The following is a 25,466-nucleotide window of genomic DNA, read 5'->3' on the forward strand; positions in this document are numbered from 1 at the left end:
GCTGGCCTCCTCATTATAAGAGAGGGGACGAATCGTTCGGTAGAAGACAATCCATCAATTTCTGGTGGAATCCCACAAATTCTCGGGGATCGCCTTCAATCGGATCGCGACCGTCGTCCCCTCGTTCGGACGCGACCGAATCGACAACCCGTAATCCGGTCCGGCGAACAGCTTGATCCGCTCGTTCACGTTGTACAATCCGTAAGAGCCGCCCCCCTCGTCCGGCTTCGACGCGCGGGTCGGCTCGACGAGCAGCCGCCGCGCGCGCTCTTCGTCCATGCCGATACCGTCGTCCCGGACCTCGAGCGTCAGCGCGTCCCCTTCCTTGCGCGCGCCGATGCGAATGACGCCGGACTTCGCCTTCGACTTCCGAATCCCGTGCAGCAGCGCGTTCTCCACGATCGGCTGCAGCGTCAGCTTAGGAATGTAGTACTTCGCGGCCTCCTCCTCCAGCTCGATCTCGTATTCGAAGCTGGAGGGAAACCTCGTCTTTTGCAAATCCAAATACACCTCTGCAAGTTGGATCTCGTCGGCCACGCTCGTCAGATCGCGTCCCTTGTTTAAGCTCAGGCGGAAGTATTTGGCGAGGCCGTCGATCATCTGGCTGATGTCGGTCGCGTTCCGCCCGATGGCGATCCAGTTGATCGTATCGAGCGTGTTATATAAGAAATGCGGATTGATCTGCGCCTGGAGCGCCTTCAATTCCGCCTCTCTCCGCTGCACCTCCGCGCGGTATGTCTGCTCCATCAACGACTTCACCCGGTAAATCAGTCGATCCACGCTTCGTTCGAGCAGGACGAAGTCGCCGTCCGAGGCGGTCGCCTCGTCGATCCGCTCCACGCCCTCCTTCCGAATCGTCGAGATGACCTGCTGCAGCCGCCGGTTCATGCTCCGGATCATCAGGGCGAGCAGGAGAAACATTAACGCAAGGAAGAGCGCGGATATGCCTAGGATCGTGACGAAGCTCGACGTTCTTCCCTGCTCCAGCGCCCGCTTGGCGATCGCCGAAGCCGGGATTTCGGCGACGAGACGCCAGTCGGTGCCTTCGACGCGCGTCGAGATCGCGTACGTCTCCCCGCTCTTCGTCAGGCCGTCCGCCGCGGGCGACGCGGCCGTTCCGACGAGCGAGCGGTCCCGATGCCAGACGATGGCGCCGTCTCCGTTCGCGAGGTATAGCTCGGAATCGCCCGGCAGCTCCAGAGGAGTTAAGATTTCGGAAAAGGTCCGCTCCGCCACGTCCAACATCAGAATGCCGTAGATCGTATCGTAGCGCTTCGGGTCTCGAATGATTCTGGCGTTCGTGAACAGCAGGGCCGGCCCGTTGTCGATGAACGTCTCTTCGTACAGCTCGCTCCATACGATCTTCCCGTTCCCTTCCACGATCTTCGGGTACCAGGGATCCGACTGCAATTGTTCGATGGGGAAGAAGTTAACCCTCTCGCTCGCGATGACCTTCTTCCCGTCCACGAAAAAACGGACGCGATACACGTCCGTGTTGGCCTGCGTCTGCTCGACCAGGCTTCGCAAATCTTTCACGTTGTCGAGCAGACGCCCTTCGGACGGATCCTCTCCCGCTTGCTCCAAATATTCGGACAGATTCGGGTTCATCAACAAGGCGTTGGAAGCGTCCTCGATATGGCGAATCCGGTAGGAGAGGTTGATCCCGGCCTGCACCAGCGTCTGCAAGGCGGAGCGGGACAACTCCTCCTCCAAGACGGAAGCCGACCGTTGATAGTAGCTGTACAACAACACCGACGCCGGCGCCACGATCGCGAGCACATACAACAGAAGCCACTTGCGCAACGAATTCAGCACGCGGGGCACCACCTTCAGTAAAGTTGATCTCGATACGCCTTCGGCGTCAGCCCGGTCATCTTCTTGAACAGCTTCGTGAAATAACTCGGGTCCGCGTACCCGACCGCGAAGCAAACGTCGTAAAATTTATACCTCGGATCGCGGAGCAGCTCCTTCGCTTTCTCGATCCGAACCGCCGTCAACGCTTCGTTGATCGTTCGCCCGGTTTCCTGCTTGTACAGCAAGCTGACGTACGTCGGCGACAAGTACACCTCTTTACCGACGTCCGCGACGGACAAGTTTTCCGCATATCGCGCCGCGAGCACCGCCTGCACCCGCTCGACCAGGTTGCTCGAACGGTTGTCTCGGCGCTCCCGGATGGCGGCGCATACGCTCGACACGTACGCTTCCAATGCCGCCCGGAGATCCTCGATCGTCTCCTTCTTCATTAACGACTCCCAGACGAGCGGAGCTCCCGCCGCCTGTCCGATTCCGAATTCGAGCAGCAGCTGATCGGCGAGCAGCGCGATCTGCAAGCTTACGTTCCGGCCGTAGGCGAAGCCGCTCGCGCGGTGTTCCGTCAACCGATCGAACAGCGCGTTCATCTCGTCGCGCAGCGCTTCCGCGTCCCCCGCCCGCAGCAGCGTCGTCAGCCTCTCGATCTGCGCGTGGCCGATGCGCTCCTCGCGGCCCTCCTCCGTTTCCACGCCCAGGCTGTCCATCGTGATGATCCGATTTTTGCCCAAATACCACTTCCGGCTCGCCGCTTCCCGCGCCTGCGCATACGATTCGCCCACCTTCGACAGCCCCCTCGTTCGGCTGCCGACCCCGATCGTCGCCCCGATCTTCAACCACCGCTCCAGATTGTCGCGAATGTCCCCCGCCAGCGTCAGCAGCCGCTCCTCCGGATCGTCCTCGCCGCTCCAGCGCAGCAGCCCGGCGATCTCGCCGACGCCCGATTCGAATGCATACCCGCCCGCATACCGGTCGATCAGCTCCTGCGCGATGTTCGTCGCCGCGTAGACGAGCAGCTGCAGATCGCGTTCCGATCTGGCGTCTCTCAGCTCCGCGTAATTGTCGAGGCTGAGGACGATCACCTCGTACTCGGCATCCGGCGGCAGCCGCAATTCAAGGAACCGAATGCGCTCCTCCGCGCCGGAACGCAGCCCCGCCTGCCCCTGCAGCGTCGAGAGCAGGAACTTCTCCCGAAGCAGCGGCATGCTCTCCCGCAGCTTCTCCTGCATGTCCCGGGCGAGCAGCCGCTCCCGGTCCCGATTCGCCAGCTCCGCCGCCACCCGCTCGATGACTGTGCGCAGCTCCTGCAAATTCACCGGCTTGAAAATATAATCGACCGCGTTCACCTGCAAGGCGGACTTCAAATAATCCGCGTCGTCGTGTCCGCTGATGAACACGATCTTCGTATCCGGGTATATCTCCCGCAGCTCGCGCGACAGCTCGATGCCGCTCATATTCGGCATGCGCACGTCGGTCAACACGAGATCCGGACGGACGCGCTCGGCCGCTTCCAGCGCCGCGTCGCCGTCGTCGGCCTCCGCCGCCGCTTCGATGCCGAATTCCGCCCAATCGAAATAATGCCGAAGGCCGTGCCGGACCGTCGGTTCGTCGTCTACGATCAACAGTTTATACATGAGGCTTCCCGCTCCCCGTTTGGTTGCTTGCCTTCATTATATCGGGAAACGCGGAGGCGCGAGCAGGGGGGATTCTATGATTTCTGGTGTTTTCGGAAAAAGAAAAAACCGTTACGGCCCCGTAACGGTTGAACCATATGCGGCTATTTCGCCTTCTTGGCGGGTTGCTTGGCGGGAAGTATTCCGCCTCCGAACAAGAAGCGCCGATGCAACTGCCTCCAGCTCCATTCGTCGATGCGGACGCCTCCGCTCAACTTCGACGCGCTGTGAATGATCTTCCCGTTCCCGAGATAGATGGCCGTATGCGTGACCGGCTTCTCCGACGGTCGGAGCCCCTCGTAGTCCGATGCCTTCTCTCCCCGATAGTTCGTGAAGAACAACAGGTCGCCGCGCTTCGCTTGGCGCAGCGAAGTGTACGTTTTCGCGGCGAACGCCTTGACGTATGCGGCTTGGGCCCGCGAATCCCACGGCAAGTCCATGCCGACGGCGTCCAAGAACACCCATCGGGTAAAGTCGGAGCAGTCGAACGTCGACGGCTCCGTCCGGTCGGAGCCGTATACGTACGGGGTGCCAAGGTACGATTTGGCGGTCTTCACGATGTTCTCGACATACGTTCCTCGAATCGGGCGAACGGACGGGTTGGGAAATTGCATGTTCAACGGGAATCCGTTCGGGTCGATTCGAGGCGTTTTTTCGTCTTTGCCCCAGGAGGCGATGCGGTTCTCCCGACGATCGTACAGGAAGTCCTCTACGCCCAAGTCCCCGAAATACAAATCCGGATCGTTCACCACCGCTTCTTCGATGCCCGCGCCCTCTTCGACGGATCGGGGGCGTACGTCGTTCCGGTTCGCGCAAGACGACAGCTGCGCCGCGCAGCACGAGAGAATGACGATGATTGCGATGGCTTTGGCGTTCCTCGGCATGGTTCGGCTCATCCCCTCTCCGGTGAAGTTGTTTCCATGATTAGGATTCAATGCTCCCCGGATCTTTATGCGGGAAAATTCAAGCTTTCTGTGCGCATCGTCCTCGAATAACGAAGCAAGCCCGTTCGACGGGAGGCGGGGCGTTAGCCCAGCTGTCGAATGAACGGGCTTGCGGGTACTTGTTTACGGTTCCGGAATGTATGTCTCCTTGCCGTCCTGTTGTTTTTCGTAATGATGATCTATAGATGATTCCTGGATATAGCCGTATGCCCAGTGCGTTTGCGTCACGTCCGGCCATTTCCTCGGCGCTCCGCTAAGCGGTCCTCGGCCCAGCAGCCTGTCGATCATCGCGACCGCCTCGGCCCGGGTCAGCGTCACATGCGGGCGGAACGTGCCGTCCTCATACCCGTCAACGATGCCCGCCGTTTTCGCTTTCTCGATGACGGCTTGCGCCCAACTTCCGTCGGTGTCGGTAAATCCCGCGTCAGCGATGAATCCATCCGGCAGCAACGGGGCGATCGCGCTCGCCATCTCCGCCCGCGTGATCGTCGCGTCGGGCTTGAAGCTGCCGTCCGGATACCCGATCATTACGCTCATGCCGGAGACGCGGTCGATGTAGGCCGTCGCCCAGTGCCCGTCCGCAACATCCGGGAATTCCTTGGGCGCTGCGCTCTCGTCCCGGTCGATGACCCTATCCAGCATCGCGGCGATTTCCGCGCGGGTCACGGTTCGATCGGGACCGAACGTCCCGTCGTCATAGCCGAACAGAAATGCTTTATGCTCCGGATTCGTCCAACGGATCACGGTAAACGTGCCCGTCTTGCCGGCGGAGACGGGGAAGCGGATCCCAGGCGGCCGATCTTCGCCGTCAGAGGGGACGATGGTTCCTTTCCCCAGCTCCTTCGTGCCGTCTTCATACTGCGCGAAGACCGCGACTCTCTTCAGCTGTTCGTCGTCGAGCGGCGCCCCGGTCAGCGGCAGTATCGCTTCGTATCCGCCGCCGGTCGCGTTCGATCCGATCGTCGTCGGACGGCCGACGGTTTCGACCTTGCCGCCTCTCGCGGCTTCGCGTACAAGCGGATCCGTCGTTGCCTGCGCTTCGATCGATTCGAGGTCCTCTTCCTTGGCCGGTTCGATGCGGAAACGAAGCCCGTCCGTTCCCCCTTCGAACGTTGCGCCCGGAATGACGACACGCGCATGCGTCGCTGTAATCTCCATCTTGACGTTGCCGTCGGACAGCAGATCGGCCGAAGCCTTCGGGAACTTCACGATCAACGCCGCGTCCCCGTCCTTGTCGTTCGGAATGAGCATCTTCGCGAAGTCGGAATCGAGCGCCTTGAGCTTGTCGACCGCTCGGAACGCCTGATCCCTTGTCAATTCGACTTCCGCCTGCCGGCGCCCGTCGGTACCGGATACACGCAGGATGTATTCGTTCGATACAAGGGAACCGCCGTTGCCGTCTACTACATTCACGGTAGGCCGTTCGGATTGGGAAACGGAGTCCGACGTCGACGGCGCTTGCGGCGCTTGCGGAGCGCGCGGCGTCGCGCTCGCCTCGTTCGAGAAGCCGCTGGCTCCCGTGACGTTGTGCGCCTTCACCGCGAAGTAATACGGCGTACCGTTGACAAGACCCGTCGCCGTATAGGTAGCTTCCGTTACCGTGGTCAACGGCAAGGGATCGTATGCGCCGGAGGCGGTGCCGATATGCACGCTGTAATAGACGGCTGACGTGACGCTGTCCCAAGCCAACGACACTTGTCCGTTGCCGGGAGACGCCCTGAGATTGGCAGGCGCGCCGGGAGCATTCACGTTCCATTGGGCGTATACGGTAACATTGCCGCTTACGACGGTCGTCGCGTCGAAGCCGGTTCCGCCGCCGTTCGGCATCGTATTCCATCCCGCGAACGTATAGCCTGACCGGGTCGGCGCCGCAGGAAGGGCAGCCGCCGTTTCGCCGTCCTTCACGATCAAGGTCGAGAACTCGCCTCCGTATCCCCGCCGTTCTTATCGAACGTGACCGTATGGGACATCGCTTCGAACTTTTTGATCTTGTAATTGCCGTAGTCCGATACATACAAGTTCCCGTCATAGAAATCGACCCCTATAGGGGTTCGCAATAACGCTGCCTTCGCCAGGCCCGCCTTCGCCGGCATCCCCCAAAGAGCCGGTCCCGGCAATCGTCGTGATGATGCCGGTCGTACTTATTTTCCGAATGACATGATTGCCAAGTTCCGCGACGTACAGCGTGTCGCTGTCGTCGACGGTAATGCCCGACGGGGCTGACATCGCGGCTGCCGTCGCCGGCCCGCCGTCTCCTGAATAGTGTGCCGCTCCCGTGCCGGCCACCGTACTGATGATCCTGAGCGTATCCACTTTCCGTATCCGATTGTTATTCCGATCCGCGATGTACAGATTCCCGCTGCTGTCAAAATCAATGGAATACGGAGTGCCCAGCATTGCCAGCGTCGCCGGCCCGCCGTCGCCCGAATATCCGTGACCTAAAGTGCGATTCCCGGCTACCGTGCTGATGATCCCGGTTTTATCCACTTTCCGAACGACATTATTATAGATTTCCGAGAAATACAAATTGCCCGCGCTGTCCACGGCAACATCCATTGGACCGTCCAACTTGGCTACCGTCGCGGGCCCGCCGTCTCCGTCATAGCCCTTAAAGCCGCTGCCGGCCACCGTGCTGATAATCCCGTCAGCGTCCACTTTTCGCACGATGTCGTTGCCGAGCTCCGCAATGTACATGTTCCCGTCGCCGTCGAAGGCTACGGATGTCGGGAACCGCAATCGCGCCGCCGTTGCCGGTCCGCCATCCCCCGTACGGCCGTCCAACCCGGGCCTTCCGGCTATCGTCGTGATGATGCCGGATGTATCCACTTTCCGAATCACATGACTGTAGTAATCCGGAATAAACAAATTTCCGCTGTCGTCTACTGCAATATGGTAAGCTAAGTCAAATTGGGCGGAAACTGCCGGCCCTCCGTCCCCGGAAAAACCCCTCGCACCGGTTCCGGCGATGGTGTCGATCGTATAGTTTTCCGCCGCATAAGCGCGGCTCCCCCATTCCGCCGGCAGCAGGGGAACCATTCCGTTCGCCAACATCACCGCCAATGCGATAAGCAGCGTTCCGACGGCTCGTCCCTTCCATGATCGCTCATTGGCCCTTTTCATCATAAACCTCCCTTTCGTAGATACCGCTTAAAATAGATGTACGAATGTTCGATAGCTGTTCCATTATAAGGGATTCGGCCGATCGTGAATATGCTCCTTTCGGGCAGCCCACCTCGAAAATTGAGGACCCCCTCCTCAATTGACCGCACAACACGAGTTTCATCTTGGTAGGGAGCAATAATACGAGGCGCCCCATGTACGTGTATTGGTCTGTCGTAAAAAAAGGGCGTGCCCGATCCTCGAATGGATCGCGACACGCCCTGCGTCGGCGATTACAGCTGGTACGCCGCCGCCGCCGTTTTCGAAATTTTCACCGTTCCCAACCGCATCTCGTTCATTTCTTCGACTTGAAACCGGAATCCGGCGAAGTCGATCGAAGGCTGTTCGTGTTCCTCCGGAATGCGGCCTAACCGACTGATAATGAACCCGCTCAACGTATCGAATTCGTCGTCTTCGATCTCGATGTTCAGCAGCGCCTTGATTTCGCGGATGTGGACGCCGCCGTTCACGATGTACGTGCCGTCGTCCGCCTGTTCGATAGGCTTCTCGTCCTCGTCGTACTCGTCGTAGATGTTGCCGACGATTTCTTCGATCAGATCCTCGATCGTGACGACCCCGGCCGTGCCCCCGTATTCGTCGATCGCCACGGCCATATGCACCTTGTTCAACTGAAGCTCCTTCAGCAGCTCGTCGATTTTCTTCGATTCCGGGACGAAGTAAGGCTTGCGGATCATCGCTTGAAGATCGAAGGTCGACGCTTCCCGGCCCTCCGCGATAAAGGGAAGCAGGTCCTTCACATGCAGGATGCCGACGATATTGTCGATATGCTCGTCATACACCGGGAACCGGGTGAACTTCTCCTCGTGAATCCGCGATGCCGCCTCCCGCAGCGTAATGCTTAAAGGGAAACTGACTACGTTTCTGCGATGCGTCATAATATCCGAAACCGATTTATTGTCGAACTCGAAGATGTTGTTGATCATCCTCTTTTCGGTTTCGTCGATTGCCCCGTTTTCCTTGCCGACGTCGACCATCATGCGAATTTCTTCCTCCGTGACCTGCTCTTTGTCCGCGTTGGGATCGACGCCGAAGAGGCGGACCAATACGTTCGTCGATAAGGTGAGCAGCTTCACGAACGGCGCCGTCAGCTTGGATAACGCCGTCAGCGGCATGACCGCGAACATCGCGATCGCTTCGGACTTCTCCATGGCGATGCGCTTGGGCACCAGTTCGCCGAGAACGAGGGTAAAGTAAGATAGCGACACGGTAATCAATACCACGGAGACGGTCTCAAGAATTTCTATAGAGATCGGGATTCCCGTCGCGTAAAGCGCGTCGGCCAGACGGCCGGCGAAGCTTTCCGCGGCGAACGCGCTCGCCATAAATCCTGCAAGCGTAATGCCGATTTGAATGGTGGCCAAGAAACGGCTCGGTTCGCTCAGGAGTTTGTGCAATAGCCCTGCCTTCTTATGACCTTCCTCCGCCATCGCCTTGATCTTGTTGTCGTTCAGAGAAATCAATGCGATTTCCGAGGCGGCAAAGAAAGCGTTCAGTACAATTAAAACCGCGAGCACCAGCAAAGCGGTTACCATAAATCCATCCCCTATTCGTTGATTATCGCTCGATAACGACTGTAGGGGAGGCTTTATTCACGCTTGTAGTACTCGGAACCGCAAACCTTCGTCGCGCTGCGCGGATTCCCTTGTACATCGTTCCTATCGCCTTCTTCTCCAGGCTCATCGTCCATGTCCGTCCCACCTCCGCGTCTCTTATTGACGAGATTCGAATTATAAGTTCATATGAACTAATTATAAGAACGATCGTTAGAATCTTCAAAGCCGTTTACAGCCGGAAAACGATTGGATTCGTCCATATGGACGATTCGCTTGGACGTAGCGCGAACGTTCGACCGATTCCGCCGGTTTTTCTCGGCCTTGCCGACCGTCCTTCCTCGTTCTACTCCCTTACTTCCGCGCGGATGACTTGCGAGGCTTCCTCTCCGATCAAGCCAAGACGCCACATGGCGATTCCCTTCAACCCATATCGCTTGGCCAATCCGATCTTCGCGCCTAACGAGTCGGCATTCTCGCTACCCATGGAAATCCCAAGGAGAAGCTTCTCCGCCGGAACGTCGTTCAACGTCTGACGAATGGCTTCGTCCACGCGCTTCATCGGTTCCGGTCCCTTCTCGCCCTCGTATGCGTATGCCATGACGATCATCTCGTCGGATAACGTCGCAAGCGTCTTATAATCGTAACCGCGATATGCGCCGTTGGGCGGATGAACCGCGACCGCTAAGCGCAGTCCTCTCGCTTCGGTGGCCGACGCGAGCTTCCGGACGAAAGAATTATATAATGCCTGCACCGCCTCCGCGTCGCCGGTCAGCCCCAGCCCTTCGAAGTCGATCAGTACGCCGGCGAATCGGCGCTCCGCCGCAGTGTCCACGATCCGCTCGACCGTCCCTTCCGCGAGCGTTTCGTCTTCCAAGATCGCCGTCAGTTCGCCGGCGACGTCCGAAGCGAACACCATGAAATAAGGATCGCTCCCCTCTTCGGAGACGCCGTCCACAAGCGATTGAGGCGTAACTTCCCCCGCGGGCTCCGGCCAATAGAAGTCCTTTCCTTCCAACGTAAAATTCGATGACTCGTCGATCCGGCCCCAACCGAAAGCGACGGCGTCGAACGAGGAAGCGAGCGACGCTTCCCGGAAGGAGGAGATGGCATAGAATGCCATCGTACGGAGATCGCGGGGCGGCGAATCGATCGACACGGTACGCGTCGCGGCATCCCAAGACACGTTCGCCCCGAACTGCTGGCTAAAGAAACTGAGCGGGATGAGCGCAGCTCCGTCGACGGACATCGGGGCGACTCGCAGTTCCGTATCGATCCCGTCGACGCGAGCGACGTTCGACCCTAATGTCAGCTCGACGAATTTGCCGTCCGCCGGGTCGGCCGCTGCGATCGACCGCGTCTCCTCTTGCCACTCCACCGTAATCCCAAGCGCTTCGGAGATCGCGCGGAAGGGGACCATCGTCGTACCGTCCACGATGCTTGGCGCTAGAGGAAGCGGAAGAGGATAATCGTCCAGTAAGATCGTAACCGGTTGCTCCGGGGGTCCCCCGGTTTGCGCCAGGGCCGTCGCCGAGCCGCATAGTCCGGCGCATACGGCAAGGGTAACGGCTGCCAGGCGCGTTGCGGCCTTTTCTCTGAAACTACTTTTCATGTCCTGCACACTCCTGATATATAAAATTCGTGGTTGAGCATCGCAAATAAGACCCAAGAGGCTTGGGTCAGTTTGGTTTCGGTTTGTCGCTCAGAATGGAACGGAGCTCTCGAATTTCCTCGTCCGACAAGGTTCGCTCTTCAATAAATTGAACCAGCATCGACTTCAGCGTTCCGCTGTAAATTCGTTTCACGAAGGACTGCGCTTCGGCATGCTGACATTCGCTTCGCGAATAAAGCGGGAAGAAGGTATATACCTTCGGCGCTTGATCGACGCCGACGACTTGCTTCTTCACTAACCGATCAAGCAACGTTCGGATCGTCTTCGGTTTCCAATCCGTCTTTTCCTGCAGCGCATGGACGACCTCGTTCGCCGTGAGCGGCGCCTTGTCCCACAGCACGTTCATGACTTCCCATTCCGCTTCCGAAATATTCGGCACGCTTCTTGTCAACTCGATCTTCCCTCCTGTCGAACGGTGCGGCGTTAGTAGATGCCTTTATCCCTTAAGATGGATAACGTGATTTCCGCCGCGGCGCTTCCGTTCGCCCGATTCTCGCTCCCGACGTGCGTCGCGAAGAAATACGTATTTCCTTCCTTCTCTACATAACCGACGAACCAACCGCTCTCTTCCTTGCCGTTCACCGCGCCGGTGCCGGTCTTCCCGGACAAGAGCGCGCCGCCCTTCTCGTCCAAGCGAATCGCATCCTTTACCGTTTCGATATGCTCGTCCCGAAACTCGAATCGATTGCTGTAGAACGATTCCAACAACAGCACCTGCTCCACGGGGGAAATCTTCAAGGACGATTCCAACCAGAACGGCGAGGCGCCGTCAGATAAGTCGGCGTTCCCGTAGCCGATCCGCTCCAAATACGCTTGCATGCGATCCCGCCCGATTCGCGCATCGATCTCTTGAAAATACCAGTTCACCGAACGATTCATCGCCGTGAACAAGTCCTGATCTCGATTCCAAGCGTCGTAAGGATGCAGCTTGCCATCCCAGCGGAGCGTGGAACGGTCCGCTTCGACCGCTCCGGAATCCAGCCCGAATAACGCGCCATATATTTTAAAGGTCGAATCGGGCGAAACTCTCCGCTCGCTTCCGGATTTGTTGTAAATTGTATAACGATCGGTCTGCGCGTCGTACATTACGAAGCTGCCCTCGTAATCGGCGAAGTAAGTGCGCAAATCTTCGTAGGTCGCCTTCTCGTCCGCGAACGAGAACCGGTTCTCGTCGACGGCCAATACGGAAGCGAGAGGAACTTGACAGGCAACGAAAGCCGATGCGATCAGAAACACCGCGATACTCTTCCTTCTTAGGCGGCCGGACTCGGAGGTATAGGCGGCTATTCTCTCGATCCGCCGCTTCAGCTGCTTCTTGGAGCTCGCGAACCGATTTCCCCACGCGAGATCCAGGGGGCGCGACATCTTTTCCGCGAAATTGATCATCGTATGTCCGTACTTCGCGTGCGAACGGTCGTCTAGCGTTCGGAGCACGGCATGATCGCACGCGATTTCCCGATCTAACCGCATGTTTCGGAACGCGAGCCATACAAGCGGGTTATACCAGTATAACAGTTGAAACGCGACGAGCAGAACGCCGGTTAGATTATCCTTATGTTTATAGTGAATGAGCTCGTGCAGCATAATATATTTGATTTCCTCCGCCGAAAGCCATTCGTAGTAACGTTGCGGGAACACCAAATACGTCCTGCCCACCCCGACCAGCATCGGGGAAACCACGAGTGCCGACTCCAAGACGATGAAATGCTTCGACAAGCCGAGATGCTTCTTGCACTGCTCCAGCAGACGTAAAGTTTCTTCGTCGTTCACCCGGCGGGAGGTTCTCTTCAGCTTCTCGATTTTTAACCAGGAACCAAGGAGCGGTACCGCCAACGCAAGCACGCCCGCGAGCCAAACTCCGGCGACGGCGCTATCCAGGAACGCCGACGAGGTACGGCCGACGGACACCGTAAAATCTTGCAGCCAGTTCCCGTCTCCCGCCGGAGGGCCTACAGGCCCCGCGATCGAGGCGCCGGTACCGGCAGACCGCGCGGCTTTCGGGAGGGACCATTCGATTCCGAGGCGAAGCATGTCGAGCGGCAGCATAGGGAGAGTCAGGGCGATCGGGAGCAAAAACCAAAGTTTATAATGCCATAATGCGGTGAGCTGTCTGCGAAATATACGTTTTAAGAGCAATATTCCGGCGACGGTGATCGATGAAACGACGAAACCGACGAATAGCTGCGGATAAAACAAAGCATGCTTCCCCTCTCGTGCGTCACGCTCAAATACGATTACAGAGGTAATCTTACCACAAGATCCTCTTCCTGTGACGTCCTAAAATCCGTAGACGGCTTGATACGCATCGAAGATTTTACGCGCGATAGGCGCCGCTCCCCGACCGCCGTAGCCGCCTTCGGGGACGACGACGGCCACGGCTACTTTCGGATTGTCCGCAGGCGCGTATCCGATGAACACCGCATTTTCCACTCGACCGCCGCTAACGTCTTGCTCCGACGTACCGGTCTTGCGACGGAACGTATAGGTCACGCCGTCGAAACCTTGCACGTTACTCTTCATTCCCGCTTCGATCTCCTCCCAGAACGATTCGGGGAACCGAACTTCATTCAGCACGACGGGTTCGAAGGTTTGGAGCGTCTCCCCCTCGGCATTCACGGCTTTCTCCGCGAATTGGGGCTTTATGCGCTTGCCGCGGTTGGCCAGAACGGCCGCATATTGGGCAAGTTGAAGCGCGGTATACTTCCCTTGTTGCCCGAACGATGCGTAGATCAACGCGGACTGCGCGCTGGCGTTGTCGGCTTCGGCCAAGTATCCCGCCACCCCCGCCTGCTCCCCGAGCAGCCCGCTGCCCGTCGTCACCCCTAGCCCGAAGCTCTTCATATATCGGTCCCAAATTTCGACGCCTTCCTTCCCGTCGCGGAGATAGAGCGCGTTGCCGATCATCTCCGCCATGAACGCATTGGACGACTTCTGCAGCGCCGTCGCCGGTTCCAGGAGGCCTAGGCTCCGGCCTCCGTCGTTTCTTACGCTGACGCGATGCGTTCCCTTCTTCCCGAAGGCGAACGATCCGGCGTCCCGGTATTGCGTATTCGTCGTAATCAATCCTTCCGCCAATCCGATCAATACGGTTAACGGCTTCTGCGTCGATCCGAGGAATACCAACGACGAAGCGTGTTTATTCGCTTCCTCTTGGGACTCCCACTGCTGATACGTCTCCCGAATCGCGCCGTTGCCGACGATCGAGTGGATCGCGCTCCATTCGTCCTGAGCGATGCGCCCTCCCCGCCATACGTTAGGATCGTAGTCCGGAATACTCGCCATGGCGACGACCTTCCCGGTATCCACCTCCATGGCGACCGCATAACCGGCTCGCGCGAACGGGGCCCGGTCTCCGCTTTCGAAGGGCGCGGTTCGAAGATAAGACAGATGCTCGGCGATCGCTTTCTCCGTTTCCAGTTGCACCTGCTTATGGATCGTCAAATAGAGGTCCGCCCCTTTCTCCGGGTAGACCGTGACGGCAGGACCGGCGATATGCCCGGCTGCGTCGACGGCGACCGACTTCATGCCGTTCTTCCCTCGCAGCAGATCCTGAAACAACAGCTCGAGACCGTCGTTGCCGACTAACTCATGCCCCAAATACCGGGTGTAGGGATCGTTCGTCTTTTGTTTGTCCTTGTAGAAATCCAAACTTTGCACCGCCGCTTCGTACGTCTTTAAGTATCCGACGAGCTGTACGGCGATCGACGATGCATCGTAGGCCCGAATACTTTCTTCGGCGACCTCGAGCTGCGGGTATTCCGCCGCGTGCGACATGAAGTAAGCGACTTCGCGTTTCGTCAAGTCGTGTTTGATTTTCCGGGGCATGTACCCGTAACTGCGGTCGGATCCGAGGTCCATCTGTTCCATTATCGCTTCCGATCGAAGCATTCCGTCTTCCTCCCCGTAGGTCGCGAAGACGTCCTCCAATCGTTCGGCAAGCGCCTCCGCGTCCTCCGCTTTCATTCCCGGGAGCAAGGTGAAGTAGAGCGCTTGCGTCGGGACCGAGTATGCGATAGGACTCCCGGCGGCATCGAAGATCCCTCCCCGAATCGGGGGAATGGGAACCGTTCTTGTCGTCGTCCGCTGCTCCGCCTCCCGCATATGTTCTCCTTGCACCAATTGAACGTGAGCCAGCTTGACGACTAGGATGCAAAACATTCCGAACACAACGAAGAAAAAGAGATTGATGCGGCGTACGAGGTCCCGTCTCTGGTATTGCTGCCCGCGCCGCTCCTTACTCCCGTCCATGGAAATACTCCTTGAGCACCTTCGCCGTCTTCCGCACGACATGAGTGCTCCCGCCGCGGCTCCCCACGTCTTCGATCATCGCAGCCAGCAGCAGCTCCCCCCGTTCCGCCTCGTAAGCTACGAACCATCCGTTCTCCTGCCCGGCTTCCCCCTTGCTCTTCTTTAACTCGGCCGTTCCCGTCTTCCCCGCGATCCGGCGCCCGTCGATCGAAGCTCGATGCCCCGTCCCCGCCGGGTTTTCCACGACTTCGAGCAGCATGCGGTTCATCGCGGCGGCCGTCTCCGAATCGAATATCGGTTCCCCCCAAGCTTCGCCCAACGACGGCCCGCCGTCCGAATATTCCAGAACCGGCTTCACCATCATTCCGTTATTGACGAACGGAGTATACGCCAGGGCCACATGAAGCGAGCTCATCAACACTTCCCCTTGCCCGTACGCGGAGTCGGCCAACAAAATCTCGTTGTCGATGCCGTCGTTGGATAAACTCGCTACGGGGAAGGGGTACGGAATCGGAAGGGGACGGTCGAAGCCGAATCTCCCCGCCTCTCGGCTGAATCGTTCCGCGCCGATCTCCAACGCCTCCTGCGCCAGGTATATGTTATCCGAATTCACGATAGCGTCCGTCAAACTTTCCACCGGTACGTCCCTTACCCGTTTCACGTAATAGCTGCCCCAACTTTCGTCCTTCGTCCATCGCAATCCGTCGATCGCTTTCATCTCGTCGACGGCGCTGACGCCGAGCTTCAATCCGATGGAGGCGGTGATCGGTTTAAAGACGGATCCGGGCACGTATAAACTTGTAAACCGATTCAGCAGCGGTTTCTTCGGGTCCTCGTTCCAAGACGTCCACTGTTCGGCCGAAAGTCCCGTGATGAAGAGGTTCGGGTCGTAAGCCGGACTGCTGACCAAAGCAAACACTTCGCCGCTCTTCGGATGAACGGCCGCCGCCGTCCCCGCATCGCCCTCGAACGAGTAATAAATCGACTGCTGAAGCTCGGCGTCGATCGTGAGCCGGATGTCCTCCCCCGGCATCGCCGCGACTTCGGCAAGCGTCTTTCTTAGCTGCCCGTCCGCCTGAACGATTGCAATTTGGACGCCGTCTCTTCCCCTGAGCCGTTGCTCGTATAGGAGTTCCAAACCGGCTTTCCCGATCATATCGTTTGGTTCGTACCGTCCCGCATGTTTCTCCAGATCCTCCGCCGTAACCGGTCGGATATACCCGGTGAGGTGAGCGGCAGCCTCGCCGTACGGGTAGACCCTTGTGGACTCCTCGCGGATCGTTACCCCCCCAAGATCGCTGTAATCGTGTTTCAGCCGTTCCAAGGTCATATTGACGATCGGGACGAAGAGATCGTCTTCGACCCATGGGGCCGACAGCTTGTCCACGATGACGGATTCGGGTATCGCTAACTTCTCCGCAAGCGCGGCGATGGTTCGCTCCCTGTCCTCGCCCAGTTGGCCCGGAACGATTCCGAGCACTTCGACGGTGCCGTTCGCGGCCAATTCCCGATCGAAGCCGTCGTAGATCGTTCCCCGTTCCGCCTTTCGCTTGCGGACGAACACTCGATCCCCTTCTTCCATCGACGGGAAGAGCAGCGAGGGGCTCCAATCCACCTTCCACTTATGGTTCGTTTCCTTGCTTTTCGAGATCGGGACAACGCCTTCGAAAGCGATCGGACCCGCGACCGTATCCATCTCCACCCGGTAAGGGTACGTCCGTTTGTCCAGGGGACCGCCATCCGTCTTCGTTTCGTCGATAGGCGCAGGCGTAATCTCCAACCGGGTCATTCCGATTCCTTCATAGATGGAACGATATCTGGTCACGAATTGTTCTTTCGAAAGCGCGGCTTGCACGGGTTCCGCCAGCAATTCGTACATACGCTCGTATCGCCCCTGTCGCCAATCCTCGACGTACTCGGCGAACACTTCTTCCGGTTTCGCTTTCTGCTCGCAACTCGCTAGAACCCAAAGGGAGAAGAGCCACAATAACAGAGTGTACCGTCTCAGCTCTACCACTCGCTTCCTTAATAGATTACACGTGTAGTCTTAAAATACACAAATCGCCCCTTCGTGTCAAAGTCCAGAGCCGGAAACGCTCGCTGCGACAATGCGAAAGCCGAACGAGAGGTAGGATGGAGGTCCTACCTCAACGTTCGGCCGAATAGCGGGAGCTGCGATTCCGCGGCGGCGCCGATTACGTCATGCGTTCCTTTCCTTACACGACCTTGCCGGACCGGATATTAGTGACGGATTCAACGAAGAAAATAGAGAACATCAACCTTCCCTATTTCCGCTCCCTCCCCGCGTTTTGCCCGAATAGCGAACAGCGACTTTCCCTATTTCGCGCGAAATCGCCGGTAAGGTCCGTTTCTAGCACGAATAGGGAAATTTGATGTTCCCTATTTGCCCCTTTATGCCTTGCGCGGCGAAAATAGGGAACTTTCCTGTACTCTATCGTCAGTTGCGTCCACGTCGCACGCCGCCGACGCGCGAAATGAGGAGCTCCTCCTAAATTTTTAGGGCATGCCGCCTCGAAAATTGAGGAGCGCCTCCCCATTTGCACGCGCCCATAGAAACAAAGCGCGCCGCCTCCCGACGGCGCGTTACCTTATTAAAGCTTCTGCATCTTCTCCGGGTGGAGCATGACGTCGATCTGCTCGCGAATGCTCTCCGGCCGGAACAGCTGCTTCCAATTTTCCTTGATCATCGCCCGACGGCCGTAGTCGATGGCGACGAGGCACGCGTCCGAGAACGGATTGACCCGGTTAAAGACGACGGCGAGCTCGATATTGATATGGCCTAGCATGAAGTCCTTGGCGGCTTCGTACGGAACGCCGCGCCGCACCGCCTCGTCCATCGCTTCGCCCAGCAGCGTAGCCATCATCGCCCCGATCGTCTCCGCCATCGTCGGTTCGAGGATCGCCATCTGCTCCACCGTAATCCGATGCGACCGCATGACCGGCGCATACATCTCGGCGGCGAGCCGCTCGCCGACCTCGTAATCCGATTCCGGTCCCTGCATCAACGCGCACACGATCGCCTGCTTGGCGGCGACGCCGCCGAACAAGTCGCTCTTCGCCTCCGGCGTCGTCTCGTCGTTGAAAACCGGCGGATGACACGGATGCGCCACGAAGTATGCGACATCCGCCCGCTCGGGCAGCTTCCCCAGATAGGCGGCGGCCGGGTCCAGCGCCACGAGCATGGCGCCGGACTTCATCTTAGGCACGATTCCCGCCGAGACGTCGCCGATCGCGACGTCCGGGATGGCCAGCACGACGATATCCGCTTCGGCGACGGCCTCTTCGAGCGGCGTCGTGCGGAGTCCGCGCTCCGCGAGCCGGGCGATGCCCCGCTCCCCGATCTCCACGTAATGTACGCGCCGATCGCCTTTCTTCAGGTTGTCCGCGATTCTGCAGCCCATCTTGCCGCCGGCGCCGAGTAACGCAACGCTTTGAGTACGCATGGTATTCGTTCCTCCCCCATCCCAAGTTGTAGTATAAAAGTCCGCCTCTATCGGCCTTCCAGCACGCGCACGAAATAATCCTCCCGCCCGACCTGGCCGCCCTTGAGCGCCAGCTCCTTGCCGTCGAAGCGCGGATCGTAAGCATAGCTGAGACAGAGCGGACCGCCGGGCGCGATCGGCATAAGACAGCTCAGCGCATAAATGCCCAGTTCGCGTGCGACGTAGCCCGACGTATCGCCGCCGGCCGCGAGAAACCGCGGAAGCCCCGTCCGCTCGATCGCCTCGCGCGTCAGCTTGCCGAGCTGCTCCCCGATCATGCGGCCCGTATCGAGCGACGTTCGCCCCGCGGCCTCCATGCGGCGCTTCAGCGCCTCCGTCTCGAGGCCGTTCGGCCCCAACGCGGTGTACAGCAACGGGCTGCCGCCCTGCGCCAGCGCCGCGAGCGAACGCTCGAGCAGCCGATGCCGATACGCCTCTGCCTCGTCCGGCGCCGCGAAGCCGTTCGCGTCCACCGGAATGCCGACGAAGCCGTTCCGCAGCGCGTATCGAATCTGCGCTTCGGTGACGGGCGAGCAGCTGCCCGACACCGCGAACATTTGCTTCGCGGGCCCGACGCGCCGGAACGGCGAGACGTCCGGAGCGATGAGCCCTTGTCTGCGCCAATGCGCCGTAAGCGCGTATTCCACGCCGGAGGAACCGATCACGAACCGCCCTCCCCCGAGCGCGCCTTCCCAAATCAAGCTCCCCGCCCGCTCGAGGCGCGCCTCGTCGAGCACGTCGAACAACACGAGATCGGGACGGTCCGCGAGCCGCAGGCGCAGGCGCTCCCGCACAGTGTCCTCTTCGCCGTCGAGATCGAGAAGGTCCATCAGCGCGATCGACATCGTCGTCTGCTTCCCGAGATGCAGCCGCAAATCCGCTTCGTCCATCGGCGTAACGGGATGGCGCGACATCGTCGGATGCCGGTCGAGCCGGAACGTATCGTCCCCTACCGTCGCGAAGTGGTTCCCGAACACCGTATACCGCTTCAACGCCGGCGCACCGACGAGGATCGGGATCGGCCGCTCCCCGCCGAACGCCGCCCGACCGAGCTCCGCCGCCTTCCCGATGCTGCCGATGTCCGGCGAGGAGTCGAACGTCGAGCACATCTTATAGTGCACGACCGGCGTGCCGGCGTCCCGCAGCGAAGCGAAGACGGGCGCGAGCTCCCGCTTCATCTCCGCCGGCGTCATGGAGCGGCTCACGCCGGCGACGCCGAAGGCTTGCAAATCCGGGAAGCGCCGATCGAGCAGCTCCCGCGTCGGCGGCTCCAGGAAGAGCGCCGTCTTCACGCCGCCGAGCATCAGCGCTTCCATGGAATCGGTCGATCCGGTGAAGTCGTCCCCGTAGAAGGAGATCAATCGCCTTACGGGCGATGTCGTCATGGACGGCACACCCCTTTCTATTTCGAAAATGTATCCAACGCCTGCCGCAGCTCTAGGTGCTCCGCCGCGAACGCCTCGCGGTCGAGTCCCCCGATCGCCGCTTCCCAAGCGAGCTGCATGCTGCGGACGCCGCTCGCCGGTCCCCCCGGATGCGCCATGATGCCGCCGCCCGCGATATTCATCAGGTCGTACGTGCCGAGCCGCCGGTACGTCGACTCCGCCGTCGCGGCCGACTGCCCGGAGGACAGCACCGGCATGCAGGCGTAGCCGCCGAAGAGCGGAGTCCGTACGCCTTCCACGGAGCGGATGACGGACTCGTTCGACTCGTAAAACTTGCTGTCCAGCGCATTCACGTGCAGATGGTCGGCGCCGGCCAGACGGCACAGCTTCTGATACGCCGCGAACTCCATGCCGAGCGCCGGGCAGCGGGTCATCATCCCCCACTGATTGCGATGACCGTGAATCGGCACCTCGCTGAATGAGTTCAAATAGGCGAGACCCGCGAGCCCGACGCTCTGAATGCTGACCATGACGCATGTGCCGCCGTGCCGCACGACCGTGTCGTGGTTTCGCCGCAGCTCGTCGATGTCGCCCGTAATGTTGAACGCGTACATCGCCTTCTTGCCCGTCTTGTCCGCGTGGCGCTCGATTTCTTCCATAACGACGCGCACCTTGTCTTCCAGCGGCGCGAACGTCGGATTCGCGTTCAATTCGTCGTCCTTAATGAAATCCAGCCCCGCCTCGACCAACTCGCGCACGACGAGCCGAAGCTCCTCCACGGTCAGTCCGATGCTCGGCTTCACGATCGTGCCGATGATCGGCCGGCCATAGACGCCGGCGAGCCGGCGCGTCCCCTCGACCCCGAACTTCGGACCGGGATAGCGGCGCTTGAACGATTCCGGAAGCTCTACGTCGAGCAGACGCAAGCCGCTAAACTCTCGCAGCTCGTAGAGATTGCCCGCGATTGTCGCCATCAGGTTCGGAATCGACGGCCCGAAGTTGTGCATCGGGAATTCCAGCTCCACGATGCCCCGACGATACAAGCCGTCGGCGTTCTTCGGCGGCTGCGCCCCCGGCAGACTGGGCGCCTTCGCCGGCTCCAGCTCCTCGATGCGGACGATATCCGCGCCGCTGCGCGCCTTCACCTCCGGCGTCTCGCCCGGCACGGGTACGAACGTGCCGGTCGATTGTTCGCCGGCCATCGTCTCGGCCGCCCGCCGCAGCTCGTACGGCGTCTCGATCCAATACGTCGCCTTGACGACTTCGCCTCTCGCGTCGCCTCGCGTCATGACGCTCCTCCCCTCCGGCGGGCGACGATCAACGCGTCGCCGTTGTAGCCGTGCACGCCGAACTCCGTAACGCCGTCCCGCACCGACGGCCGCGGCCGAACGACGTTGCGTCCGCCGAACTCGATCATCGCGAACTCGTAGCCGCCGAAGTCGAACGCGATCTTCGCCCCCAGGTTATGGGGCATATAGATCGCCGCCGTCCGGCGGTCGGGCGTCATCGCGAGCGCGACGTCCTCGGCGTGCCGGAGCAGCAAGTCGTTCGCCGGCTCGAGGTCGAACAGGTCGTACGTCTCGAACAGCCACTTGCAGAACGCGACGTCCTGCGCCCCCTGGAACCGCATCGCGGTGCGCCAATCGCACGGCGCGCCCCACAGGTCCTCGCTCGTGAACGGCTGCCCCGCCGCGTGCCAGGACCAGACGCCGTGCGCGCCGTACGTGAACCCGGCCTTGGCGCCGGAGAGGACGCTCTGCCAGAACGCACGGCGGATGTCGGCCGCGACGAAGCGGCCGTATTGCTTGAAGTAGCCGATCCCTTCGTAGTGCGGCTCGCCGTTGACGATCGGCCGCTTCACGGACAGCCCGTAGTGGTACTTCGCGCTCCGGGAGGCCGGCGCATCCGGCGAATGCCCCTGCTGGTACATGTAGAAGTCTAGCAGCGGGTCGTTCACGATCGACGCGTCGAGCTCGAGACTCGGCACCGGATGATAAGTGGTCAGGGCGTCCGGCCGCAGCCGCTTCAGCGTCTCCATCGCCCTCCGATACGCGCGGAACGTCGCCTCCGACGGGAAGTTCGTGTCGCCGCTGACGAGATAGACCGGGTCCGTATCGCCGAGCGCCCGTACGACGGACGTCACGTAGCCCTCGATCGCATCCTCCGGCATGACGAGCTCCGGGCGGAACCCCGCCGCCCACGTGTCCGGCACGAAGCTGGCCCAGAGCAGGACGAGCGCGGGGGTCAGCCCGTACTCGCGAGCGCGACGGGTCATCCGGGCGGCCTTTTCGAAATAAACGTCGTTCGGTTGGAAGAAATCCCAGCTCCCGTCCGCGCGCAGGGCGAACGGGTAGATGCGGTCCGCGGCGGACGACATGTCGTGTTCGATCGGCAGCACGCTGATTTGCACGGCGTTGAAGCCTTGGGCCGACCGGAAGCGGAGATACTCCTCCCACTCCTCCTCCGCCGCGTTCGTGAATACGTTCCAGACCGTATCCGCCAAATAGAACAACGGCCTGCCGTCCGACACGAACCGGTCCTTCGTCTCGGCGATGCGTAATTGCGTGGTCATACGGTTCTCCTCCCTGAAATTTCCGCCCCGATAGAGCTTTGGAGAAAGCATAGCATCGTTCGAGCCCTGCCGTATTTAGTAGAAATCGCAAATTTGCCCCCGGTTGTGAGGGCGCGGCTTCCTTGATAAGATTGGGGGGAAAGTCGGTCGTTTGCACAAAACTGAAATCGCCGTCATCTTTCGGGGAGGGATCGGCTATGCGGATTCGAGAATACGGCACATTGAAGATGCAGCCTTCCGGCGCGGGGGGCGTTCATCCGTATGATGAAATTTTATATATCGATTCCGGAGATTCCGAATTGCAGTGGATGGACCGGAGCTACCGGCTGCCGGCGCCTTGCCTCATGCTCATTCCGGCGAATACGCCGCACTGGGTGACGCCGCGAACGCCCGAAATCTTGGGGTGGTACCTGGAGACGGATATGGAATCGGCGCCGTTCCTCGAATACGACGCCGTACTGAACTGGAATCAGAGACAGTCGCGGAGCGACGCGAGTCGATCGTGGCCGCAGCCGTTGTCCGCCTGCATCGCCGGCGTCTCGTCGATCGTCGAGACGTACGAACGCGGCGAGCTGCACGCGTCGTCCGCGCATCGGCTGCTCGAATGGGACATTCAGAAGCTGCTGTTCCTCGTGGAGCTCACCGTCTCCGCGCCGGCGGACAACGTCCGACCGACGCCGGCGATCGACAAGCAGCTGTATACCGCGCTTCGCTATATGGAACGATCGTTTAAAAACAACATTACGATCGAAGAACTCGCGAGTATTTGCCATCTAACGCCCTCCTACGTCATTCGACTGTTCAAGCAGACGTTCGGCGCTACGCCGATCCAATATTTGCAGGAGCTTCGCTTGAAGGCCGCCATCAGTTACCTCGGTACGACCGATATGCCGATTCAAGACATCGCGGAGACGACCGGCTTCGCCAATCTGCATTATTTCAGCCGCATGTTTAAACAAAAGGTCGGGGAGAGCCCTAGCGCTTGGCGGAAAAAGCGGAGGGAACATTCGCCTGGTTCTTAGGATGATATCGACGCAACATTGCGATAAAAAAAGGCGGCATTATACCGCCTTCCAACATTTACGTTCCGCCGATTCCATCACGGCATCCATGACCGCCTGAACGTAGTATCCGTCCAAGAACGTAGGAGCATCCGCATCAGTCGCTTCTCCCCCCGCCTTGCGATCGCGAATCCGGTCGATCCATTTCCAAATCTCATTGCGTTCCGTGACTCTCCAAGGCCGGAAGAGCTCCTCCGTCGGGACGTTGTTTTCGTTCCATGCCCCGACCTCCGACGACAAATCGATCGGAACGGCCGCTTGTTTCGCCTTCGCGAGCGACAAGCTTGCTCCCAGATGGCTGGCGGCGAATTCCAACTTCCCCAGATCGCCGATCAACGTCATCCGGATCGTCTGCCCGTTCCGGCCTTGGTGTTCCAACCAGCTTGTGCGGAACGTACCGGTGGCTCCCCGTTCGTGGCGTCCGAGGAACACGACTTCGTCCGCCGCCGCATCCGGCCACTGATCGCGATAGGCGAACCGCGCATCGGCGGCCACCTCGGTCAATCGCTCTCCAGTCGCGAACGCGGCCAAATCGATGAGATGCGAGCCTAAGTCGCCTAGTACGCCGCCGATTCCTCCTCTAGCGGCGGAGCCGCGCCACCCGGGGGGACCCGATACGCCGTAATCGCCGGTATACTCGAAATGCCCCGAGCGCAGGCGGCCGATTTCGCCGCGTTGCACCATCGCCTTCATCCGGCGAACGCCGGGGTGTTCGCGATACGTGAAGTTCAATCCGTGAACGACGCCCGTCCGTTCCGCCGTGCGCAGCATCGCGGCTGCCTCTTCCAACGTCGCGGCCAGCGGCTTTTCGCTAATGACGTGAATCCCTCGCTCCATTGCGGCCGTCGCGATCGCGGCATGAACGTCGTTGGGGGTCACGATGCATACGCCGTCAAGGCAGGCTCGCTCGAACATGTCGTCGTACGACTCGTATACCGAAGGAATTCCGTACGTTTCCGCCATCCGTCTGGCGCTGTCCCCGCTTCCGCTGCAGATCGAGGATAGCTCGACATGCGGATGCTTCAATAGGACCGGGACATACCACAAGTCCGCGAACCAACTCGCTCCCGCCAGTCCGATCTTGATCTTATCCATTACCGAAGCAAGCCCATTTCTTTCAAGTTCAGATAGCTGACCGTCGCCGTCTCGATGCCCGTAAGATTGCGGAGTTCGTCTTGTTCGACCGTCATCCATTCGACTCCGATGTCCTTCGCCGCTTCGATCGATTCCTTGATTTTCACGACGCCGGTGCCTACCGCGGTCCACTTTCTTTCTTCGTCCAAAGTATAGACGTCCTTCAAGTGGATGGCCGGAACGCGGCCCGCCATCTTGCGAAGGATGTGCGCCGGATCGGCGCCGCCGATCGTAATCCAGGCGACGTCCATGCGGAAGTACAGATGTTTCGGATCCGTATGCTCCGCCAAAATATCCAACGAATATAGGCCGTTGAATGTGTATGTGAACTCATGGGCATGGTTGTGATAGCAAAATCGGAGCCCCTCCGACGTAAGTCGAGCGCCAGCTTTGTTATACAATTCAGCATCTCGAAGCAACTGTTCCCGGTTGTCGACGACGTCCCACCAGAAGGTGACGTCCTTCGTCTGCAGCGCATGCGCCTCCCGGATGACCTGATCGAGCTGCTTCTCGTCGCGCAGCTGCTCCTTATTGACGCTGTGCGTCGCGACTTGGAGTCCCAATCCGCGAAACCGCTCGACATTCGCCTCGACGTCTCCGTTCAGCAGCTCCCCTGCGCCTTCGATCCCTTCGTACCCGATCTCCGCGACGCGCTGCATCGTCCCCCAGAAGTCTTGCTTCGCTTCTTCTCGAACGATTTCGATCAAACCAAGCTTAGGTCTCGACATCGTAAAG

General features: G+C 59.7%; 18 protein-coding genes and 1 pseudogene. 1 reads left to right on the forward strand and 18 read right to left on the reverse strand.

Features of this window, described 5'->3' with window-relative positions:
- Window positions 1-54: 54 nt before the first annotated feature.
- The 16 genes and pseudogenes from RIN49_RS08330 to RIN49_RS08405 form a co-directional block, all read right to left on the reverse strand.
- A complete protein-coding gene (locus RIN49_RS08330; RefSeq protein ID WP_309119709.1) occupies window positions 55-1,815 on the reverse strand; it encodes a cache domain-containing sensor histidine kinase in 1,761 nt (586 codons plus the stop codon).
- 14 nt (window positions 1,816-1,829) lie between these two features.
- Complete coding sequence (locus RIN49_RS08335) at window positions 1,830-3,443, reverse strand: response regulator transcription factor (protein ID WP_309119710.1); 1,614 nt, start codon at window positions 3,441-3,443, stop codon at window positions 1,830-1,832.
- A 143-nt stretch (window positions 3,444-3,586) separates the two neighbouring features.
- Window positions 3,587-4,366 (reverse strand): C40 family peptidase, encoded by a 780-nt coding sequence (locus RIN49_RS08340; protein ID WP_309119711.1) that lies wholly within the window; start codon window positions 4,364-4,366, stop codon window positions 3,587-3,589.
- A 183-nt stretch (window positions 4,367-4,549) separates the two neighbouring features.
- Window positions 4,550-5,677: an S-layer homology domain-containing protein gene (locus RIN49_RS08345; RefSeq protein WP_309119815.1), complete on the reverse strand. Its 1,128-nt coding sequence runs from the start codon at window positions 5,675-5,677 to the stop codon at window positions 4,550-4,552.
- Window positions 5,678-5,926: 249 nt separating this feature from the next.
- Window positions 5,927-6,343 (reverse strand): annotated as a pseudogene (locus RIN49_RS08350) (InlB B-repeat-containing protein); the annotation flags it as partial.
- Window positions 6,344-6,451: 108 nt separating this feature from the next.
- The gene (locus RIN49_RS08355) at window positions 6,452-7,549 is read right to left on the reverse strand and encodes an NHL domain-containing protein (RefSeq protein WP_309119712.1); all 1,098 of its coding nucleotides are present in this window, start codon (window positions 7,547-7,549) and stop codon (window positions 6,452-6,454) included.
- A 269-nt stretch (window positions 7,550-7,818) separates the two neighbouring features.
- The gene (locus tag RIN49_RS08360) at window positions 7,819-9,138 is read right to left on the reverse strand and encodes a hemolysin family protein (RefSeq protein WP_309119713.1); all 1,320 of its coding nucleotides are present in this window, start codon (window positions 9,136-9,138) and stop codon (window positions 7,819-7,821) included.
- A 364-nt stretch (window positions 9,139-9,502) separates the two neighbouring features.
- On the reverse strand, window positions 9,503-10,768 hold the full coding sequence (locus RIN49_RS08365) for a stalk domain-containing protein (protein ID WP_309119714.1): 1,266 nt from the start codon (window positions 10,766-10,768) through the stop codon (window positions 9,503-9,505).
- 67 nt (window positions 10,769-10,835) lie between these two features.
- Window positions 10,836-11,219, reverse strand: coding sequence for a penicillinase repressor BlaI (gene blaI / locus RIN49_RS08370; protein WP_309119715.1), 384 nt, complete (start codon window positions 11,217-11,219; stop codon window positions 10,836-10,838).
- A gap of 32 nt (window positions 11,220-11,251) precedes the next feature.
- Entirely contained in the window at window positions 11,252-13,024 is a 1,773-nt protein-coding gene (locus RIN49_RS08375) for a BlaR1 family beta-lactam sensor/signal transducer (RefSeq protein WP_309119716.1), read from the reverse strand.
- Between the two features lie 81 nt (window positions 13,025-13,105).
- Window positions 13,106-15,076, reverse strand: a complete 1,971-nt coding sequence (locus RIN49_RS08380; RefSeq protein ID WP_309119717.1) for a peptidoglycan D,D-transpeptidase FtsI family protein — start codon at window positions 15,074-15,076, stop codon at window positions 13,106-13,108.
- The gene (locus tag RIN49_RS08385; RefSeq protein ID WP_309119718.1) at window positions 15,063-17,093 is read right to left on the reverse strand and encodes a penicillin-binding transpeptidase domain-containing protein; all 2,031 of its coding nucleotides are present in this window, start codon (window positions 17,091-17,093) and stop codon (window positions 15,063-15,065) included. The genes RIN49_RS08380 and RIN49_RS08385 overlap by 14 nt, the downstream gene beginning before the upstream one ends.
- Window positions 17,094-17,688: 595 nt before the next feature.
- A complete protein-coding gene (locus RIN49_RS08390) occupies window positions 17,689-18,696 on the reverse strand; it encodes a phosphogluconate dehydrogenase C-terminal domain-containing protein (RefSeq protein ID WP_309119816.1) in 1,008 nt (335 codons plus the stop codon).
- Window positions 18,588-19,964 carry a four-carbon acid sugar kinase family protein gene (locus tag RIN49_RS08395; RefSeq protein ID WP_309119719.1) on the reverse strand — a complete coding sequence of 459 codons (1,377 nt, stop codon included), beginning with the start codon at window positions 19,962-19,964 and terminating at the stop codon, window positions 18,588-18,590. The genes RIN49_RS08390 and RIN49_RS08395 overlap by 109 nt, the downstream gene beginning before the upstream one ends.
- A gap of 17 nt (window positions 19,965-19,981) precedes the next feature.
- Complete coding sequence (locus RIN49_RS08400; protein ID WP_309119720.1) at window positions 19,982-21,253, reverse strand: ribulose-bisphosphate carboxylase large subunit family protein; 1,272 nt, start codon at window positions 21,251-21,253, stop codon at window positions 19,982-19,984.
- Window positions 21,250-22,536 carry a glycoside hydrolase family 140 protein gene (locus tag RIN49_RS08405; RefSeq protein ID WP_309119721.1) on the reverse strand — a complete coding sequence of 429 codons (1,287 nt, stop codon included), beginning with the start codon at window positions 22,534-22,536 and terminating at the stop codon, window positions 21,250-21,252. The genes RIN49_RS08400 and RIN49_RS08405 overlap by 4 nt, the downstream gene beginning before the upstream one ends.
- Window positions 22,537-22,733: 197 nt before the next feature.
- Here RIN49_RS08405 and RIN49_RS08410 point away from each other — a divergent pair, with 197 nt between their 5' ends.
- The gene (locus RIN49_RS08410) at window positions 22,734-23,558 is read left to right on the forward strand and encodes an AraC family transcriptional regulator (RefSeq protein WP_309119722.1); all 825 of its coding nucleotides are present in this window, start codon (window positions 22,734-22,736) and stop codon (window positions 23,556-23,558) included.
- Window positions 23,559-23,597: 39 nt separating this feature from the next.
- Here the strand turns inward: RIN49_RS08410 and RIN49_RS08415 are convergent, their stop codons facing one another.
- Complete coding sequence (locus RIN49_RS08415) at window positions 23,598-24,692, reverse strand: Gfo/Idh/MocA family protein (RefSeq protein WP_309119723.1); 1,095 nt, start codon at window positions 24,690-24,692, stop codon at window positions 23,598-23,600.
- Window positions 24,692-25,459 carry a sugar phosphate isomerase/epimerase family protein gene (locus RIN49_RS08420; RefSeq protein ID WP_309119724.1) on the reverse strand — a complete coding sequence of 256 codons (768 nt, stop codon included), beginning with the start codon at window positions 25,457-25,459 and terminating at the stop codon, window positions 24,692-24,694. Before RIN49_RS08420 ends, RIN49_RS08415 begins: the two co-directional genes overlap by 1 nt.
- Between the last annotated feature and the right edge of the window lie 7 nt (window positions 25,460-25,466).

It is taken from the genome of Paenibacillus sp. (assembly GCF_031177825.1).
In the GTDB taxonomy this organism is placed as follows: domain Bacteria; phylum Bacillota; class Bacilli; order Paenibacillales; family YIM-B00363; genus Paenibacillus_AE.